Source organism: Traorella massiliensis, from assembly GCF_900104665.1.
GTDB lineage: Bacteria > Bacillota_I > Bacilli_A > Erysipelotrichales > Erysipelotrichaceae > Traorella > Traorella massiliensis.
Genome location: NZ_LT629969.1, coordinates 1,004,347 through 1,022,915, shown reverse-complemented (window position 1 = coordinate 1,022,915; position 18,569 = coordinate 1,004,347). Strand labels below are relative to the sequence as shown.

Annotated in this window: 23 protein-coding genes and 1 pseudogene; 21 read left to right on the top strand and 3 right to left on the bottom strand. The window is 34.4% G+C overall.

Annotated features, from left to right (window positions below):
* The first annotated feature begins 10 nt into the window (after positions 1-10).
* The 19 genes and pseudogenes from rpmG (at position 11) to BQ5367_RS12235 (ending at position 12,286) form a co-directional block, all read left to right on the top strand.
* Positions 11-160, top strand: coding sequence for a 50S ribosomal protein L33 (gene rpmG, locus BQ5367_RS12315; protein ID WP_071442751.1), 150 nt, complete (start codon positions 11-13; stop codon positions 158-160).
* Positions 161-196: 36 nt separating this feature from the next.
* Positions 197-802, top strand: a complete 606-nt coding sequence (locus BQ5367_RS12310; protein WP_071442750.1) for an MBL fold metallo-hydrolase — start codon at positions 197-199, stop codon at positions 800-802.
* 74 nt (positions 803-876) lie between these two features.
* A complete protein-coding gene (locus BQ5367_RS12305) occupies positions 877-1,863 on the top strand; it encodes an ATPase, T2SS/T4P/T4SS family (protein ID WP_071442749.1) in 987 nt (328 codons plus the stop codon).
* Positions 1,766-2,806 (top strand): type II secretion system F family protein, encoded by a 1,041-nt coding sequence (locus BQ5367_RS12300; RefSeq protein WP_235858772.1) that lies wholly within the window; start codon positions 1,766-1,768, stop codon positions 2,804-2,806. Before BQ5367_RS12305 ends, BQ5367_RS12300 begins: the two co-directional genes overlap by 98 nt.
* 15 nt (positions 2,807-2,821) lie before the next feature.
* On the top strand, positions 2,822-3,118 hold the full coding sequence (gene comGC / locus BQ5367_RS12295; RefSeq protein ID WP_071442747.1) for a competence type IV pilus major pilin ComGC: 297 nt from the start codon (positions 2,822-2,824) through the stop codon (positions 3,116-3,118).
* Positions 3,093-3,149, top strand: a pseudogene (locus BQ5367_RS14040) (prepilin-type N-terminal cleavage/methylation domain-containing protein); the annotation flags it as partial. The gene comGC and the pseudogene BQ5367_RS14040, both read left to right, overlap by 26 nt.
* Before the next feature lie 9 nt (positions 3,150-3,158).
* Positions 3,159-3,467, top strand: a complete 309-nt coding sequence (locus BQ5367_RS12290) for a hypothetical protein (RefSeq protein ID WP_235858771.1) — start codon at positions 3,159-3,161, stop codon at positions 3,465-3,467.
* A complete protein-coding gene (locus BQ5367_RS13560; protein WP_154667095.1) occupies positions 3,460-3,615 on the top strand; it encodes a hypothetical protein in 156 nt (51 codons plus the stop codon). Before BQ5367_RS12290 ends, BQ5367_RS13560 begins: the two co-directional genes overlap by 8 nt.
* Positions 3,572-3,994 carry a prepilin-type N-terminal cleavage/methylation domain-containing protein gene (locus BQ5367_RS12285; protein WP_083383268.1) on the top strand — a complete coding sequence of 141 codons (423 nt, stop codon included), beginning with the start codon at positions 3,572-3,574 and terminating at the stop codon, positions 3,992-3,994. The genes BQ5367_RS13560 and BQ5367_RS12285 overlap by 44 nt, the downstream gene beginning before the upstream one ends.
* Positions 3,948-4,334: a hypothetical protein gene (locus BQ5367_RS12280; RefSeq protein ID WP_143052400.1), complete on the top strand. Its 387-nt coding sequence runs from the start codon at positions 3,948-3,950 to the stop codon at positions 4,332-4,334. The genes BQ5367_RS12285 and BQ5367_RS12280 overlap by 47 nt, the downstream gene beginning before the upstream one ends.
* The gene (locus tag BQ5367_RS12275) at positions 4,324-4,686 is read left to right on the top strand and encodes a hypothetical protein (RefSeq protein ID WP_143052399.1); all 363 of its coding nucleotides are present in this window, start codon (positions 4,324-4,326) and stop codon (positions 4,684-4,686) included. The genes BQ5367_RS12280 and BQ5367_RS12275 overlap by 11 nt, the downstream gene beginning before the upstream one ends.
* A gap of 53 nt (positions 4,687-4,739) precedes the next feature.
* Positions 4,740-5,303: an elongation factor P gene (efp, locus tag BQ5367_RS12270; protein WP_071442742.1), complete on the top strand. Its 564-nt coding sequence runs from the start codon at positions 4,740-4,742 to the stop codon at positions 5,301-5,303.
* Between the two features lie 47 nt (positions 5,304-5,350).
* Entirely contained in the window at positions 5,351-6,580 is a 1,230-nt protein-coding gene (locus tag BQ5367_RS12265; protein WP_071442905.1) for an MFS transporter, read from the top strand.
* Between the two features lie 69 nt (positions 6,581-6,649).
* Positions 6,650-7,399, top strand: a complete 750-nt coding sequence (locus BQ5367_RS12260) for a hypothetical protein (RefSeq protein ID WP_071442741.1) — start codon at positions 6,650-6,652, stop codon at positions 7,397-7,399.
* A gap of 11 nt (positions 7,400-7,410) precedes the next feature.
* Positions 7,411-8,079: a (d)CMP kinase gene (gene cmk / locus BQ5367_RS12255; RefSeq protein WP_071442740.1), complete on the top strand. Its 669-nt coding sequence runs from the start codon at positions 7,411-7,413 to the stop codon at positions 8,077-8,079.
* Positions 8,072-9,382: a ribosome biogenesis GTPase Der gene (gene der, locus BQ5367_RS12250; protein ID WP_071442739.1), complete on the top strand. Its 1,311-nt coding sequence runs from the start codon at positions 8,072-8,074 to the stop codon at positions 9,380-9,382. The genes cmk and der overlap by 8 nt, the downstream gene beginning before the upstream one ends.
* 1 nt (position 9,383) lies before the next feature.
* On the top strand, positions 9,384-10,376 hold the full coding sequence (locus BQ5367_RS12245; RefSeq protein WP_071442738.1) for an NAD(P)H-dependent glycerol-3-phosphate dehydrogenase: 993 nt from the start codon (positions 9,384-9,386) through the stop codon (positions 10,374-10,376).
* A 64-nt stretch (positions 10,377-10,440) separates the two neighbouring features.
* Complete coding sequence (gene spoIVA, locus BQ5367_RS12240) at positions 10,441-11,916, top strand: stage IV sporulation protein A (protein ID WP_071442737.1); 1,476 nt, start codon at positions 10,441-10,443, stop codon at positions 11,914-11,916.
* Between the two features lie 85 nt (positions 11,917-12,001).
* On the top strand, positions 12,002-12,286 hold the full coding sequence (locus tag BQ5367_RS12235) for an HU family DNA-binding protein (protein WP_071442736.1): 285 nt from the start codon (positions 12,002-12,004) through the stop codon (positions 12,284-12,286).
* A 465-nt stretch (positions 12,287-12,751) separates the two neighbouring features.
* Here the strand turns inward: BQ5367_RS12235 and BQ5367_RS12230 are convergent, their stop codons facing one another.
* The gene (locus BQ5367_RS12230) at positions 12,752-13,918 is read right to left on the bottom strand and encodes an IS110 family RNA-guided transposase (protein ID WP_071441427.1); all 1,167 of its coding nucleotides are present in this window, start codon (positions 13,916-13,918) and stop codon (positions 12,752-12,754) included.
* 299 nt (positions 13,919-14,217) lie between these two features.
* Between BQ5367_RS12230 and BQ5367_RS12225 the strand changes: the two genes are divergently transcribed.
* Complete coding sequence (locus BQ5367_RS12225; RefSeq protein ID WP_071442735.1) at positions 14,218-14,892, top strand: zinc metallopeptidase; 675 nt, start codon at positions 14,218-14,220, stop codon at positions 14,890-14,892.
* A 50-nt stretch (positions 14,893-14,942) separates the two neighbouring features.
* Positions 14,943-16,427, top strand: coding sequence for an immunoglobulin-like domain-containing protein (locus BQ5367_RS12220; protein WP_071442734.1), 1,485 nt, complete (start codon positions 14,943-14,945; stop codon positions 16,425-16,427).
* A 107-nt stretch (positions 16,428-16,534) separates the two neighbouring features.
* Here the strand turns inward: BQ5367_RS12220 and BQ5367_RS12215 are convergent, their stop codons facing one another.
* Together BQ5367_RS12215 and deoB are read right to left on the bottom strand one after the other, a co-directional pair.
* The gene (locus tag BQ5367_RS12215; RefSeq protein ID WP_071442733.1) at positions 16,535-17,365 is read right to left on the bottom strand and encodes an Mrp/NBP35 family ATP-binding protein; all 831 of its coding nucleotides are present in this window, start codon (positions 17,363-17,365) and stop codon (positions 16,535-16,537) included.
* Positions 17,366-17,386: 21 nt separating this feature from the next.
* Positions 17,387-18,568: a phosphopentomutase gene (gene deoB / locus BQ5367_RS12210; RefSeq protein ID WP_071442732.1), complete on the bottom strand. Its 1,182-nt coding sequence runs from the start codon at positions 18,566-18,568 to the stop codon at positions 17,387-17,389.
* Position 18,569 lies beyond the last annotated feature (1 nt).

Genomic DNA, 18,569 nt, shown 5'->3' with positions numbered 1-18,569 from the left:
AGGAGGAAATATGAGAGATCGTTTAACATTAAAATGTTCAGTCTGTGGAGAAGAAAACTACATCTCAACAAGAAATAAAAAGAAAAATCCTGACCGTATGGTAGTAAACAAATATTGCCCAAGATGTAATAAAAAAACTGAACATAAGGAGAAGAAATAAAGAAAGCCTTTATTGGCTTTTTTTATATTATGAGCTATGAAAGAAGTAATATGTCTTGTATTGGGAAACGTATCTACCAATACTTATATCTTAAAAGAAAAGGAACATTGTATTATTTTTGATCCAGCTGCAAATCCAAAACGGATATTAAAAGAAGTTGGCAGTTGTCATGTTGATGCAATCTGTCTGACACATGGTCATTTTGATCACATTCAAGCAGTGGATGCATTAGTTAAACAGTTGCATTGTGATGTCTATATTTCAGAAGCAGATGAAGAAATGCTAAGAGATAGCAAAAAGAATGCGAGTATCATGATAGAGCCTTTTACCATAGAGACACCCGTGCATCATTATCAGCCGATAACAAAAATAGGTAACTTTGAGTTTGAGGTGATGGAAGCTAGCGGTCATACCAAAGGAAGCGTTTTATTGATGATCGATGATTTAATGTTCTGTGGTGATGTTTTGTTTAAGGAAGGTATCGGTCGATGTGATCTTTATGGAGGAAGTTTTTCTCAGATGAAGGCAACATTAAAAAAGATTTCAAAAATTAATAAAGATTATAAAATTTATTGCGGTCATGGCGAGAATACGACTCTTTATGATGAATTTAAGAATAATCCCTATTTAAAGGAACTTTAAGACGGTAATTAAAATACTGTCTTTTTTTTTGGGAAAAATGAGATTTTGATGCATATATAATAGTAGGAGGGATTATGAAGAAGATATTGTATCGTTTGATTTTTGAATCACAAAAAGTAAAGGCTACAGATATTCATTTTTTGATTTCAAATAGGAGAAATTCTTGTGAGATGCGTGGCATTAGTGGTTTTAAATCATTTGAGGATGAACAAATTGAGGCATTATTTCAGTATCTAAAATATTGTGCAAATCTTGATTTAGGTAATTTAGCGATTCCACAATCTGGTACCTTTCAGATGAACTTTCAAGATAAAAATTATTATTTTCGTTTTTCTTGTATTTCTTCTTATCAGAGTCAAACAGGAGTTTTACGTATTTTAAATAATCATCCGCCGATATCCATTCACCAATGTTCTACAAAGAAAACACAGAATGCTCAATTTAAGCGCTGGTGCTCTTTAAGGAGTGGTCTGATTCTATTCAGTGGACCAACTGGAAGTGGTAAAACTACAACCTTACATGCCTTGCTTGAAGAAATTGCCAGACAAAAGAAATTAAAAATCATTACTTTGGAAGATCCTATCGAAATCGTGAATTCTAATTATCTTCAGCTGCAAGTCAATGAGAAAATGAACTTTACATATGAGGAAGGTATCAAACAGTTATTACGCCATGATCCGGATGTGATCATGATCGGTGAGATTAGAGATCCAAAATGTGCAGAAATGGTTTATAGAGCTGCTTTGAGTGGTCATTTGGTATTTTCTACGATCCATGCGAAAAGTGCTACAGAAGCTATAAAAAGACTCTCAGAATTAGGACTTTCTACTTCCAATTTAAAAGAGACGCTTACAGCAGTTGTCAATCAGCGTCTTTATCCTGATATCAAAAGAAAGGAGCGAATTTGCATTTATGAAATTCTTGACCGGCAAGAGCTTCAGAATTACCTTGAATATGGCAAAAATGAAAATCATAAAACGATTCAAGATGAAATCAGAGAAGCCATCAGAAAGAAAATCATTCGTCCAAGTGATGCGAAGATCGACCTCAACGATTTCTAAAGAAGATCTCATTCAAATTTCACTTCTTCTACATAAAGGATATTCCCTTTCATCATCACTTATGATTCTAGGACGTTATGAAGAAATTGAGAAGCAATTAGAACAAGGAAATGATTTTCAACAATTCATTGATTTTCATTCGAAGGATCCTTTTTACACATCCCTCCGGTTTTTTATGGAAATCTCTTCCTTAGATCAGGCAATTCTCTCTGCTTACGAATATCATAAAGTCAAAAAGCAAATGCGTGAAAATTGGTTAAAAGAAACTACTTATCCATTATTTGTATTATTTTTTTCATTAATGGTCTTTATTTTCTTTGAAATACAAATCTATCCTCAATTAAGCATGATGATCGATGCTCAAAAGGGATTTCAGCTTCATCAGCTTTTATATTTCATTTTAAGCATCGTTGTAGCTTTATTTGTGATTGGATCATTTTTATTGATATTTCTTCTGATCATGAAAAAATGCAAGAAAGAAAATTATCAGCAGTTTTATCTTAACTATCTTGGACATTTTTTTCTGATTAAAAAAATCATCTCTTATGATTTTGCACTTCATGCACTGATTCTCATGAAAAGAGGCTATTCGACCAAGCAGATTCTAGAATCTCTGACAAAACTAAAAAACAATACCTTCCTTCAGATCAATATCCAAGATATGATGCTCAAATTAAAACAGGGAGAAGAAATGCTGCGTGTAATTGAAAATCAGTCTTATCTTGATTCAACTTTTAAACAGTTTTTTAAAATGGGGTATTATACCCAAAATTTAGAAAACATCTTAAATGATTACTGTGAATTTCAAAGAAATGAATTTAAGAAATTATTAAAGATATCATCAAAAATTGTCAGTGGAATGGCTTATATGTTAATTGCAATTCTTGTTATATCTATTTATCAGTTATTATTACTGCCATTAGATATGATTCATCAAATGTAAAAGGAGGAAAATGATATGAAAAAAGGCTTTACTGTGTTAGAAATGATTCTTGTTTTATCTGTCATTTCTTTGATTTTTCTAATTACCCTACCTAATATCCAGCAAAAAAATAAGATCATCCAAACAAAAGGATGCGAAGCTCTTACTAGCGTTGTAGATTCACAGATATTACTTTATGAAGTTGAAAATCTCGTGACTCCTGATTCGATTAGTGATCTCATTGAAGGGGGTTATTTAAAGGAAGGGCAGAATCGTTGCCCCAATGGTTCTATGATCGAAATCGTCAATGGTCAGGCAAGTGTTCAGGAATAAAGGATATACGCTCATTGAAATGATATTGGTGCTTTCATGTGTGAGCGTCATGACATTATTATCGATCAAACATATCCCCGACGCTTCTTATCTGCGTTTTAAAGCATTAAAAGCACTGTTACGTCAAAGTCAGCTTGACAGTATTCGCCTTCAGCAAAGGCATGACATTCAAATCGATAAAAACAAAGTAACCATTAATGATAAAGAGTATGTAATTTCACCTCTTATCTGTGATCCAATAATTTTTCACTACAATGAACAAGGAAATATCTCAAAAGCTTTTACGATGAGATGCGGTGAATATGAAGCGGTTTTTCAGCTTGGAAGCGGGTGGATCAGCGATGAATGAAAAAGGTCATAGCTTACTAGAAAATTTACTTTTTTTTAGTGCCGTCTTACTTATCATCAATTATTTATTGATCATTACCGGTTATATTGAAAGGATCGAACAGTATGAGATCAATCAAGATCAGATATATGAAGAAGCCCACCAGTAAAGGATATACGATGATTGAAATGCTTTTAAGCCTTTTTATCTTCTCACTTTCAATGGCTCTTTTAACTATGTCTATCCCTCTTATCCATCGTCTTCAAGATATTCATGTGGATATTGAAGATGAGATTGCCTTATATCAGCTTCGTCAGCTTCTTCTTTATGCCAGTGAGATTCAATATAATGAAGATGAATTAAATTTCTTTTATTTTGAAAAAGAAGCAAGTCTTGTTTTAGAGAAAAATAGAATTGTACGTAAAGATGGTTATGTAATCTATATGGAAGATATTGAAAAGAGTTATTTTACGCAGAAAAAAGACTGCTTTTATATCAGTTATGAAAAGAATAATAAAAGAAAAGAACGCTTTCTTGGCTGCAACTGAAAAAGGGAATGCGTTGATACTCACTCTAGGTCTTTTCAATCTATTAGCAGCCTTAGGTATTTATTTTTCTCTACAATTAGCTCATCTTACGGCCTTAAATAATATGGATGCTGATCTTGAAGTGGTTAAGATCAAAGTAATTCGACGCATCAAAAACGAATTTTATGATCAGTGTTGTGAAGATTTTGTTTTTGAGGAAAAAGGAATTACAGTGAATGCAGTTTATGAGGATAGCCAGTGTACGCTTGATTTTAGTGGAAAAGTTCATTTTCAGATGATCATTCAATATGATGAAGTTTATTTATGTATCGCTTCAATAGAATATGTTTATGATGAATGAACATACTATCAGTATGTGGAAAAATATTGCTGCCTCTATTTTATTATCGCTTATCTTGATACCTTTTATTATGGCTGGCTTTTTTGAGATCTCTATCTTATTGATCATTCTTTTATTTTCATTGTATCAGATGATGATCATTCAATATTATGAAATAAATGGCCGGATGCTTGAATTCAAAGATCTGATGTTTTCGATATGTTTTATGTTTATCTTTTATTTATTGTGTCTTTTGTTTCATATTGCATTGAACTCGGATCAGCTCATGATCTTATTTAGTGCTATTTTTATCGCTGCTGTTAATGTTGGATGTTCTCAAAGAATTCAGATCAAATCCTTTCAAAAAGATTGACAAAAGGCATAAATTCATTACAATAAAAGAAGATATTGAAAAGAAGAAAAACTATGATTATTGTAAATGATTTGAAACCAGGTACTGCAATTGAGTATGAAAATAATATTTATACGGTTCTTGAAGTTTCTCATAACAAGACAGCTATGCGCCAAATGATTGTGAAGGTCAAGAGTAAAAATCTTCGTACAGGGACGATTTCTGATCTGACTTTTACAGGGGGCGATAAAGTAGAACAGGCTCATATCGATAAAAGAGAGATGCAATTCCTATATGATGATGGAACCAACTGCATCTTTATGGATAATGAAACATATGAACAGCTTGAAATTCCAATGGAAAGACTGACTTGGGAATTAAATTTCATCAAACCAAATACAAATGTGAATATTTCTTTATATGAGGGAGAAGTATTAGGAGTCATCTTACCTGATAAGGTGGCTTTAACGATTACAGAAGCAGAGCAGGCAGTTAAAGGTGATACGGCAACAAGTGCTCAGAAAAATGCTGTTTTAGAAACAGGATTAAATATTCGTGTGCCTCTTTTCATCAATGAAGGTGAAACAGTGTTAGTAACAACAATAGATGGAAAATATTCTGGAAGGGCTAAAGACTAGGGAATCGTTAGATTCCTTTTTTTTGTGCATTATGATAGAATATGCATATGAATGCAGTAAAACAGCTTTTTGCTATGTATGGCGGATTAAAAAAAGAAATCTATATTTTATGTTTTGGAAGAATTGTTACATCGATGGGATCACTGATATGGCCAATGCTTACTTTGATATTAAAAAATAAACTTGGCTTTGATGCTTCCCAGATTGGACTCTATATGATGGTACTTTCATTCATCATGATTCCTTGTAATCTGTTAGGTGGAAAACTCGCAGATCGATATAATAAAAAAACGATGATCGTAATATTGGATCTTTTAGGTGTTGCATGTTTTCTTGTATGTGGATTCATGGAATTATCTATCATGACGATTCTGATTTATGCACTAGGAAGTATTTTTCAGCAGATGGAAGGTCCAAGCTTTGATTCTTTGATTGCTGATCTGACAAGTGCTGATGAGCGTGAAAAGGCATATTCATTAAGTTATCTTTCAATGAATTTAGGACTTGTATTAGCACCGACTATGGGTGGTCTGCTATTTGAAAATCATCTTGGTCTTGCGTTTATAATTAGCGGGTTAGCTGATTTTTCTTCAACGATCCTTATCTTCTTCCTTGTAAAAGATATTAAAAAAGAAACCAATGACGAAGAAGGAATTTATGAGAAAAAAGAAAGCGGTGCTTTATGGAAAGTACTTTTAAAAAGAAAGATCCTGCTTTTTTATTTTTTGATTGCAAGTATCAGTGGTTTGATCTATGCACAATTTAATTTTTTGATACCCCTTCATTTAGAAGATGCCTTTTTAAAAAAAGGTGCCTTATATTTTGGCTTTCTGACAAGTATCAATGCAATTGTGGTAATTTTTGGCACACCTGTCTTAACAAGGATATTTCTGAACTGGAAAGATATTTTTCGTTTATATTTGGGGAACTTTTTAGAAATTTTTGCTCTTTCTTTTTATATCTTTATTTATGATCAGTTCTATTTATGTGTGATTTCAATGATCTTATTTACTTTCGGAGAGATTATATGTACGATTTCATCGGCACCTTATCTTACCAAAAGAATTCCATCAACCCATCGGGGACGTATCCTCTCTCTTCAAAATATTACATCTATGGTGATTGGTTCATTAGGCAATGTAACTGTCGGCTCTTTAGTAGATGCTTATTCGATTCATTTCGTATGGATCTTAATTTTACTTTTAGGTATCTTATTTTTAATCATTTTCTATTTTTATCAGAAGTGGGACAAAAGAAGTTATCAGCAGTTATATTGAAATAAAAATAAAAATTCATATCAATAGAGACTGAAATTTGTTATAATAAAGAGAGTTGAGGAGGCCATTATGGAAAAATTATCCAGAGTGAAAAAATATGAAAATCTGCGTCGTCAGATCGATACTAATACAATTGATGAAAATAGTACAGAAAAAAGTAATCCTGTTCTGTTCAAGAAGATGGAGCTTTCTGAAGATACACCTCCACGCAGAGAGAGGGAATTTTCATTGCCAAAAAAAGATTCAGATACCTTTGTAAATGAATATATGGATGATCTGATTCGAGATGTAAAGCAGTATAATCGTGAAAAAGGACTCTTGCAAAGTGATATTACTGAGATTGATATTTTAAATCAGCTGAAAAATCCGGCTCGTTTAAGAAGAGAAGATTATATCAAGCCTATTGAAGAGGAACCAAAAGTGGCTGAAAATACGCTTGCTCAGTCAAAAAAAGAAATTGCCATGCAAATCCAGGAATTGCTTAAAGAAGAAAATACATCAGGCATGAATGTGACTAAAGTTGAACCTGCAGAAGAAACCCCAATTTCAGAAACAATTGAGGACGAAAAGACTGAAGAACAAGAAAAAGAAACGGCCGAAGATCTTGTAGCTGCTCAGCATATCCAGATGTTGAATGAACAGACACAGCAAATGAAAATCAAAATCGAACAGCAGGAAGAAGAAATGAATGAATTAAGCAGCGATATCGATAAGACCAATCGTCTTTTAAATATCATCTTGTTAATTCTAGTCATCGCATTATTTGCGGTGATCGGATTTACTGTGTTTATGATTCTTCGTAACAGTGGAAGAATTTAAGAGGAGGTTGCATGCGAATTAATATTGCAATTGATGGTCCGAGTGCGGCTGGGAAAAGTACCATCGCTAAAAAATGTGCTAAATTATTAGGTTACTCTCATCTAGATACTGGTGCCATGTATCGCTGTGTAGCGTATAAGGCAAAAAAAGAAGGCATTGACTGGAATGATGAAGAAAAACTGGCAGAAATGATCAAAAACATGAAAATTGACTTTGATAAAAATGGCAATGTTTATTTGGATCATGAAGATGTTTCTCAAAAGATCCGTACTAATGATATTTCCATGGGTGCCAGCAGTGTTAGCAGACATCTTAAAGTGCGTGAATGCCTGGTTGAGCTTCAGCAGCAGATTGCTAAAAATAAAGGGTATATTCTTGATGGCAGAGATATTGGAACCGTTGTTTTAAAGGATGCAGAGTTAAAAATTTATCTTGTTGCATCGGCTAGTGCCAGAGCTGAACGAAGGATAAAAGAATACATAGAAAAAGGAATTGATTTTGACAGGGATGAAATCATCAAAGATATTGAAAGAAGAGATTATCAGGATATGCATCGTGAACATTCTCCTTTGAAAAAAGCGGAAGATGCCATTGAAATAGATAGCTCTGATCTAACCATTGATGAAGTTGTTTCAAAAATCAAAAACGAATTGGATCGTTTAGGAGTCGTATATGATTAATGGTGTATGTGCAATTGTAGGAAGACCTAATGTCGGAAAAAGTACGATCTTTAATCGAATCATTGGGGAAAGAAAAAGTATTGTTGAGGATACGCCGGGTGTGACCCGTGACCGTATCTATGGGAAAGTAGAATGGCTGACGAAGGAGTTTAGAGTTATCGATACAGGCGGTATTCAATTAGCAGATCAGCCATTTCAAAAAGAAATTGAAATGCAGGTAGAAATTGCGATTGAAGAAGCTGATTCAATTATCTTTATCGTAAATGGAATAGAAGGTGTTACTCGTGATGATGAACATATTGCGAAAATGCTGATACGTTCTAAAAAACCGGTTATTTTAGCGGTGAATAAAATTGATGATAACCATCTTCTTTCAAATATTTATGAATTTTATAGCCTTGGATTGGGTGATCCAATTGCGGTAAGTGGAGTTCATGGCATTGGTATTGGTGATATGCTAGATGCTCTTGTTAAGACTTTTCCTGAAAAAAATCGAAGGGATTATGAAGGAATTACTTCCTTTGCTTTCATTGGTCGTCCTAATGTCGGTAAAAGTTCATTGGTTAATGCTATTTTAAATGAAGAAAGAACGATCGTTTCAAATATTGAAGGCACTACTCGAGATGCTATTGATACACCTTTTAAATATGAAGGCAAGGAATATGTTGTCATTGATACAGCAGGAATCCGAAAAAGAGGCAAGATTTACGAAAATATTGAAAAATATTCTGTATTGCGTGCGATGAGTGCTATTGAAAGAAGCGATGTGGTCTGTGTTGTTTTAGATGGTGAGACCGGTATCCGTGAGCAAGATAAACATGTTGCCGGATATGCTCATGAGGCAGGTAAGGGAATCATCATTTTATACAACAAATGGGATAGTGTGGAAAAAGACAGCTATACACAAATTGAAATAGAAAAGAAAATCAGAAATGAATTTATCTATTTAGGATATGCTCCAATTTTATTTGTCAGTGCTCTGACTAAACAGCGTGTTCATCAGATATTGCCATTAATCGATGAGGTTCATGATTATTCGCTGATGCGTATCCAGACAAACGTATTAAATGAGGTCATCATGGATGCCCAATTGATGACTCCGCCACCGACACATAACGGCAAGCGATTGCGTATTTATTATGCTTCACAGGTTGGTATTGCACCGCCAACGTTTATTTTGTTTGTCAATGATCCGGAGCTTTTGCATTTCTCTTATAAGAGATTCTTAGAAAATAAGCTTCGGGAAGCCTTTAATTTTACTGGTACGACATTACGTATCATTGCTAGAGAAAGAGAGAAATAAGATGAAAGTATTTGTAATTGGAAGTGGAAGCTGGGGAAGTGCTCTTGCACAGATTTGTGTGGATAACGGACATGATGTTTTGATTTATGGTAATAATGCAGATGAAATTAATGAAATCAATGATTCACATACAAATTCTAAATATTTTGAAAATGTTATTTTAAATGAACATTTAAAAGGAACTTTAGATATTTCAAAAGTTAGCGATGCGGATCTTGTCGTTATGTCTGTACCAAGTGCTGTAACTGCCCAGGTTTGTACACAGATACAACCGTATCTGACTAAAAAAGTTATTCTGGTAAATACTTCTAAAGGATTTGATCCGGCTACAGGAAAACGGATGTCGGAAGCAATTCGTGCTGCTTTTGATAAAGAAAAATTAAGTAGTGTCGTTTCGCTGATTGGTCCTTCACATGCAGAAGAAGTTGTGATTCGCATGCTTACGAGCGTTTGTGCTGTTTCCTTAAATGAAGAAGATGCGAAAACAGTGCAGAATGTATTTTCTAACAATTATTTTAGAGTTTATACCGGAAGTGATGAAATCGGCAGCGAATTAGGTGTTGCTACCAAAAATTCAATTGCATTAGCTAGCGGCATGCTTGCTGGGCTTGGCTATGGGGACAACACTAGGGCTGCTCTGATCACTCGTGGACTTGCTGAGATGATCCGCTTTGGGGTTGCCAGTGGCGGCCAGGAGAAGACTTTTATGGGGCTGACAGGTATGGGAGACCTCATCGTAACCTGTACAAGTACTCATTCCCGTAATTTTGAGGCTGGTTATCAGATTGGAAAAGCAGATACGTCACAAGTTTATTGGGATAATAACCATAAGACAGTCGAAGGTATTCGTACTACACAGGTTCTTTATAAGCTAAAAAAAGATCTTCATGTTGAAATGCCAATCGTTGATGAGATCTATCAAGTGCTTTATGAAAATAAAAAACCTTCGCAAAGTGCTAAAGATTTAATGTTAAGAGAACTAAAAGCAGAGTAATCTGCTTTTTATTGTAATAAAGGACACCTAATCCTCATAAAGTTTAGTGACTAGGAGGATTGATATGAATACACTTGACGTCTATAAAAATATTGCGCAAAGGTGTGGCGGTGACATATATCTAGGAGTTGTTGGACCCGTGCGTGTAGGTAAAAGCACCTTTATTAAGAAATTTATGGAAAAAGCTGTTCTTCCATACGTACATGATGAATATGAAAAAGCTCGTATGACTGATGAATTGCCACAATCTGGAGAAGGAAGAACCATTTTAACAGCAGAACCCAAATTTGTACCCAACAGTGCTGCCCAGATTGAATTTGATGATGGCTTTAAGGTAAATGTACGTCTTGTAGACTGTGTAGGTTATGTAATCGAAGAAGCAAAAGGTTATAAAGATGAAAATGGAATACGAATGGTACGAACTCCCTGGTTTGATGATGCAATTCCATTTGACGAAGCTGCCAAAGCAGGTACTCAGAAAGTAATTCAGGATCATTCAACGATTGGTATCGTTATAACAAGTGATGGTTCTATTACCGATATACCAAGAGAAGCCTATCTTCAAGCTGAAATGGAAGTCATTGAAGAATTAGATCAAATAGGCAAACCTTTTATTATCATCGTTAATTCAAAAAATCCATCATCTGTGCAATGCGAAAATGTTGTAGCAAAGTTAAAAGAAAAAGTACATGCACCAGTACTTGCTTTAGCTGTCAATCGTTTGGAAGAAAGCGATATCTTGCACCTTCTAAAAGAAGCGTTATATGAATTTCCGGTTGCACAGATCAGTATTCAGCTTCCAGCTTGGGTCGATGTACTTGATAAAAATCATTGGCTGAAAAAAACAATTAATGATTCAATCCAGCAGGGAATGTCAATTATCGAAAAACTAAAAGAAGTTGAAACATTAACATTAGCTTTAAATCAGAATGAATATATAGAATCGTCTCATTTAGCAAGCATTGATCCTGGAAGTGGTAATGTAAATGTTGAAATACAAGTATTAAAGGGATTATACAGTCAAATATTGAAGGAAATCATTCAAATAGATGTGGTAGATAAAGCTTCATTGCTTTCAATGATGCAGGATTTCTCAAAAGCCAAAAAAGAATATGATGCTGTTTCCAATGCCCTAAAAATGGTCAAATTAACCGGTTATGGTTTTGCCAGTGCTTCTTTAGATGATATTGAACTTTCACAGCCTGAAATTATCAAGCAGGGAAATCGATATGGTGTCAAACTTAAAGCGGTTGCCCCAAGTATTCATATGATCAAAGTAGATGTAGAAAGCAGCTTTGAACCAATCATAGGATCTAAACTACAAAGTGAGGAATTAATCAGCTATCTTACAAGAGATAGTGAAAATTCGCAAACGATTTGGGAATCAGACATTTTTGGACGCAAGCTCTCCGACTTGATCAAAGACGGTTTAAATGTGAAATTATCTATGATTCCAGAGACTGCTCGGGTTCGTCTTCAGGATATTTTGACAAAACTTGTTAATAAAGGAAAAGGCAATGTTATCGCAATAGTTCTTTAATGTGAAAATTTTATGAAAATTCTTAAAAATGATTGAATAATGTTTGTGATAATGGTATGATACCCCTGTCACGGAGGTAATTTAAATGAGTGAAGTTTTAAACAAAAAAAGTTTGATTGATGTAGTAGCAAATAAATTGGATATGACTAAAAAAGATGCTACTGTAGCCGTTGAAACAGTATTTGATACAATTACTGCTTCATTAGTAGAAGGAAATAAAGTAGATATCAGTGGATTTGGAAAATTTGAGGTTAAGACTCGTGCTGCACGTACAGGAATCAATCCTGCAACAAAAGAAACAATCCAGATTCCTGAAACAAAGGCTCCTGGTTTTAAGGCTGCCAAAGCATTAAAGGAAGCAGTTAAATAAGAAGCGTTTGCTTCTTTTTTATATATTGATGGAAGCATGGCAAAGGGATGGAATCCTGCTGGAAAAAAATAATAAGCTGACACTGGAACATTTCGCCAATGCCTTACGCTTCAGAGAGGAGCAAAAGAAGGAGATGTGAAGGTGCCGGTGGAACCACGCCGCTAGAAAGGCAGGTGGGTATGCAGATAGGGAGTCGCTTATTTGCATATGATTTTGGTTACAAAATCATTTTCTTGTATGATTCTGTAGTTACGATTTTGTCATACAAACATTTCATTACTATGATATAATAAATTTAATTAAAGAAAGACAACTATATATAAAGTCAAGTACTAAGCGATGAAAAAGTATGAAATATAAAACTAGACTTTAAAGGTTGTATTGATCTTTGAAATTGTAAATATGTGTACACTAAAAAGAACTATCGGAAAATAGCCTTTTTATACGATTGATTGTATAGACGGGTTATCGTAAAAGAGACGGATCAAATTCACATCCAGTTGTCAGGATATGATAGATGACTCTGAGTAGTTTTCTCACGCAATGCCCCTGTGCACATCGATGCGATTTTCCTTGAGATATCTTTCTGTCATAATAATCCTTGAATACTGGATTGTTGTTGATGACGGTCTGGATGATGTTGTATAAAGTGCATCTTAAGTATTTTGATCCCTTTTTTTCTAGCCTTGTTCGTGGCATACTATAGGTACCAGATTCATAGATATATGGATTGGTTCCTGACAGCTTGATGATCTTCTTAGCACTTTCATACTGGGTGAAGTCACCAAGTTCGGACAGGATGGACATCGCTGATATGTGTGAGATACCAGGGATGGCAAGGATAGGAGAGTTTAGCTGCAGACTGAATTCTTCTATTTTTTTATCCACTATATTCAGATTGGAATCAATCTTTTCGATCATTTCAACTGTCTGCTGTATCTCCAGATCAAGTGCTATATGGGAATGACCAATAGAATCCCTGGCAGCAGATTTCAGTTCCTCAGCCGTAATGGAAACGCATCTTCCTTTTGATAAAAGAGCTTTTCTAAGTGTCCGTATATCTGTATTGGCAATATTCTGAGCACTTTGGAAATCTTTAAGAATCTTTAAATAAGTTTTTGAGTATTTTGTATCAAAAAGTTTATTGAATTCAGGGAAAGCGATATCAATAAACTTCTGAAGACGATTCTTATAGCGATTCATTGTTTTCGAAAGGCTTTGATGATAACGCGACAGTTCACGGATCTCATGATAGGTAAAATGCTCATCTTCGATGATTCTATAAAGTCTAGGCATAGCTAAAGCCGAAGCAATTGTAAGAGAATCCAGCCTATCATTCTTAGCCAGATTGAAGGCTAAACGGATGTGATTGGTAGCCAATGGATTGAACATGGCAACCTTAAGATTCTTGGATAAGAGAAACTTTTGAAGATTGTCGGCATAGTGCCCAGTATCTTCCATGCCGATGATGAAATCATCCTGAATAAAGGAAGAAACAGAAGTAAAAAAAGAATTGAACCCGATGATGTCATTGTCAAAGTCAAAAGGTTCGATATGAACGACACCATCCTGATCAATTACAGCAGCCGTATGTTTGAATTTACTGATATCGATACCGATAAAATAGCGCATAGAAGCACCGTCCTTTCTATATATGCGTGAATGGATGAACCACTTGCAAAGTATTCGACTGATCCTGGTAATACGAACTCAAAGGCTCATCCAACTGATCGCAGTTCTGAATATTAGGAAGTGGCAAGATTCTTTCTTATGAAGTCAAAGCCTCTAGGAGATCACTCAAGTACACATCCACAATTTCAATTCTAACAGATAAACAAAATCCTGATGAATACTAGATCAGGTAGAAAGGAAAAGGTATATGCAGATTACTCAGTTGAATGAGCTAATTTATATATACCAGGAGATTAGAAATGGACTATTTGATTTGGATACTTATTATTGTCGTTATGATGATATCACAGTCTTTTCTTTCTGGTTCTTATCAAAAGTATCGTAGAATGCAGACAATTCATCAAATGCGTGGATGTGATGTTGCAAAGCTTATTCTTGAAAGAAATGGGGTTTATGATGTAACAATTGTTCCAAGCAAAGGGGGAACTCTTTCAGATTATTATGATCCAACAAGAAAAATAGTTAATCTATCAAGTGATATATATTACAATTCATCAATTGCCAGTGTTTCAGTAGCGGCACATGAAGTAGGGCATGCCCTCCAGCATGCTGAAGGATATGGTTTTATTGCCTTACGTAATAAGTTGCTTCCGGCAACTCAAATTGCTTCTCAGCTTGGATGGGTTTCTATTTTTATTGGACTTATTTCAAATATTGATTTTTTACTGATGTTTGGAATATTTGCTTTGATACTGATCATGTTATTTCAATTAGTAACCTTGCCAATTGAATTCAATGCCTCAAGCCGTGCTATTGTACAGCTAAGATCAAATGGCATCATCGAAGACAGTGAGGTTGCTTCTTCAAAAAAGATGCTCCAGGCGGCTGCATTTACTTATGTAGCAGCACTGATTTCAACTATTCTTAATATTTTAAGAATTTTACTTATTCGTGGAAATAGAAATCGTGATTAATTTTGGGAAATTTTAAAATTTGATGCATATAAAATAGTAGGAGGGATTTTATGAAAAAAACTTTTCTACTATTTTTATTTACATTCATGATCTTATTTTCTTTACCTGTCAAGGCATCTTCAACTGATAAAAAGAATTTTCCTTTTGAAATTACATCAGTTAAGATTACGAACACTTCTATTAAAATCGAAGGGTGGGGTATGGCTGTAAATAGTCACCATTACAATTCAACAACAACACATGACTATTCATTGATTTTAACTTCAGATCACGATCAGGTTACTTTTCATTCAGAGCCATTATACAATTCACAAACAAATACAATGAGAGTTTTAAATGTAAGAAAATGTAATGCAAATGAATTTTATAAACAGGGAGGAACCTGTTACTACAATTATGATTATGTTGGCTTCTCATTTGAAATTCCATTAAGAAATTTAAAGATCGATGAAATCTATGAAGCAAAATTAGCAGTACATTCAAATATTTTAGGATTTACTAAATATACTGATGTATTCTATCCGATACTTACACCTGTTATACAAAAAAAAGGAAAGATTGAATATCAAGTTTCTTCAAATTTATATGAAACACAGCTTACCATAGCTGATTATGCAGTTTTTGAACGTATACAGCCAGCAAAAAATTCTAAAATCAGACAGACGTCTACTTTGTGTAATGCGATATATGGTTATAATCGATTTTTTGATGAGGGAAGTGTATATACTCATGTTTATGATCGATATGTCAATGAATCAACGGTATACTATAAAGTAAAAACTGGAGCTGCAACTGTATGTAAATTAGGAAGGAATGTTGTTTCTGAAGGAACTACATATGATTCATGGATTGCCGGGAACTGGGTAGATTTTTCTGGAGAGGCCTTGAAAATCAAGGTGATAGATACAAATCAGCCACCCGTTATCGATATTCTAGAACATCCAACCATAACAACATTACAGACAGATGATTTTAATTTCAAAAATTACATAAAAGCCAGTGATCCTGAAGATGGTCTGCTTACTAATAAAGTAACGCTTGTACAGCAGGTTGATATATCTAAACCAGGAGAATATGATTTATTGCTTCAAGTGAAAGATCAGGATGGAAAGAAAGCAGAAAATACACTTCATGTTACAGTTGTAGAAGGGAATACGCCACCAGTAATCAGTGCAGAAGATGTTACACTCTACCAGTACGATGAGTTTAATTATCTTACTAATGTCTCTGCCTATGATAAACAGGATGGAGATGTTTCAAGCACACTGACATATCAGGGAGTTGTCAACACATCTAAATTAGGTCAATACGAAGTAACATATACTGCTCACGATAGCAAAAACCTTTATACATCTAAAACTATAGTAGTACAAGTCATACGAAATCCTAAAGAAAAGCTACGTTACATCTCTACAAAAGAGGATCTGCTCTTTTATAAAGAAGCAATTCCTATTAACTGGACAGGCTCCATTCAATATTTAATAGAACAATTGCAATCCCCTAAAGAATTCATAAAAGAACGCATTCAGCTATAGCCTCAATTGAGGCATATATTACTTCGCATAATCTATATTATGTTATATAACTATTTTGATTTTATATTAAAAAAGGCACTGCATATAACAGTACCTTTAAACTATATTTATTGATTGATAAAAAGCTGATCAATAATTGGATAAATCCATTTCTTAATTGCTTCAATATCTAAATCACTAATTTTATCTTCATGGTTTAGACGTGAGATACCATTATTAAATGGAAGTTCTGCTAATAACGGAACATGATTTTCTTTAATGAATTCCTCAACATTATTTTCATATAGTTCTATCTTCCTGCCACAGTCTGGACATTCAACATACGCCATATTTTCAATAACTCCCAAAACGGGTATTTCCATCTGATTCAACATATTAATAGCTTTTGATACGATCATTGATACCATTGGCTGTGGTGTAGATACCATGATAACACCACTTACTGGCAGTGTCTGCATGATCGTTAAAGCAATATCACCTGTTCCTGGAGGCATATCTATAAATAGTACATCCAAATCTTCCCATAACACATCATTCCAAAATTGTTGGATAGCACTATTGATAATAGGCCCTCTCCATATAACTGGTGTATTTTCTTCTTCAATTAGATAATTGATTGACATTGTTTTGATGCCATCTTCATCTACAACTGGATAAATCTGATTTTGACCATCCCCATAAGCCTTTTCATGCTGAAGATTAAAAAGACGAGGGATAGATGGACCTGTAATATCAGCATCTAAAACACCGACTGCAAGTCCTTTTGCATTTGCTGCTTTTGCCAATAAGGTCGTCATGCTTGATTTTCCGACACCACCTTTACCTGACATTACAGCAATCACTTTTTTAATATGATTGTTTGGATTAATCTTTACACCACATTCATCCTGATTTTTATTACAACTGCCCTGGCTTGGGCATCCTTCACAATTTGACATAAATGACTTCCTCCCCTTTGCTTATTTTAAATATTCTAAATATGACTCTCCAATATCTGGAAGCTTAACCCCAAAGTTATCAGCTATCGTACATCCTAATGATGCAAATGTTTGACTAAGCGGCATCTTGCCGTGTCCTTTAAATGATGGTGAATAACATACAAAAGGTACCATTTCACGTGTATGATCAGTTCCCTTTGCTGTTGGATCATTGCCGTGATCAGCACTAATGATCAACAGATCATCTTCTTTAAGCTTTCCTAATAGTTCACCAAGTTTGACATCAAATTTTTCAAGTTCCTGTGCATATCCTTGTGGATTACGTCGATGTCCCCATAAGGCATCAAAATCAACAAGATTGACAAAGCAGAGACCTTTAAAACTCTTCTCACTGATTTCAATCGTCTGTTCCATACCATGAACAGAACTTTTTGATTTATGAGCTTCTGTAATTCCTTCTCCATCAAAAATATCATTGATCTTGCCAACAGAAATGACATCATAACCATGATCTTTTAATTCATTTAAAACAGTACGTCCAAATGGTTTCAATGCGTAATCATGACGATTGCTTGTACGTGTAAAATGTCCTTTACCATCACCGATATAAGGGCGAGCAATGACACGTCCTACTTTATATTCATCTTGCATCGTAAGCTCACGAGCAATTTCACAGCAACGATAAAGTTCTTCTAATCCAAAAGTTTCTTCATGGCCACAAATCTGTAATACAGAATCTGCTGATGTATAAACGATCATATCATTTGTTTTCATTTGATGTTCACCAAGCTCATCTAAAATCTCAGTTCCGCTAGCACTTTTATTACCAACAATCTTATGACCTGTTCTTTTTTCAAGTTCATCAAGAAGACTCTTTGGAAATCCTGTTTCCGTGAATGTCTTAAATGGAGTTGTAATCTTTAATCCCATTAATTCCCAATGTCCCGTCATAGTATCTTTTCCATTGCTGATTTCCATCATTCTTGTATAATAACCCAATGGTTCATCAACAGGTGCTACATGTTCGATCGGATGCAAATTAGCAAAACCTAATTTCTGCATATTTGGGATATGAAAACTATCGACTGCTTTTGAAAGATGATAAAGCGTATCGACATTTTCATCACCAAAATTTTTACAGTCGGGCATTTCTCCTACACCCAGTGAATCAATAATAATGGTAAATATACGATTATATTTCATG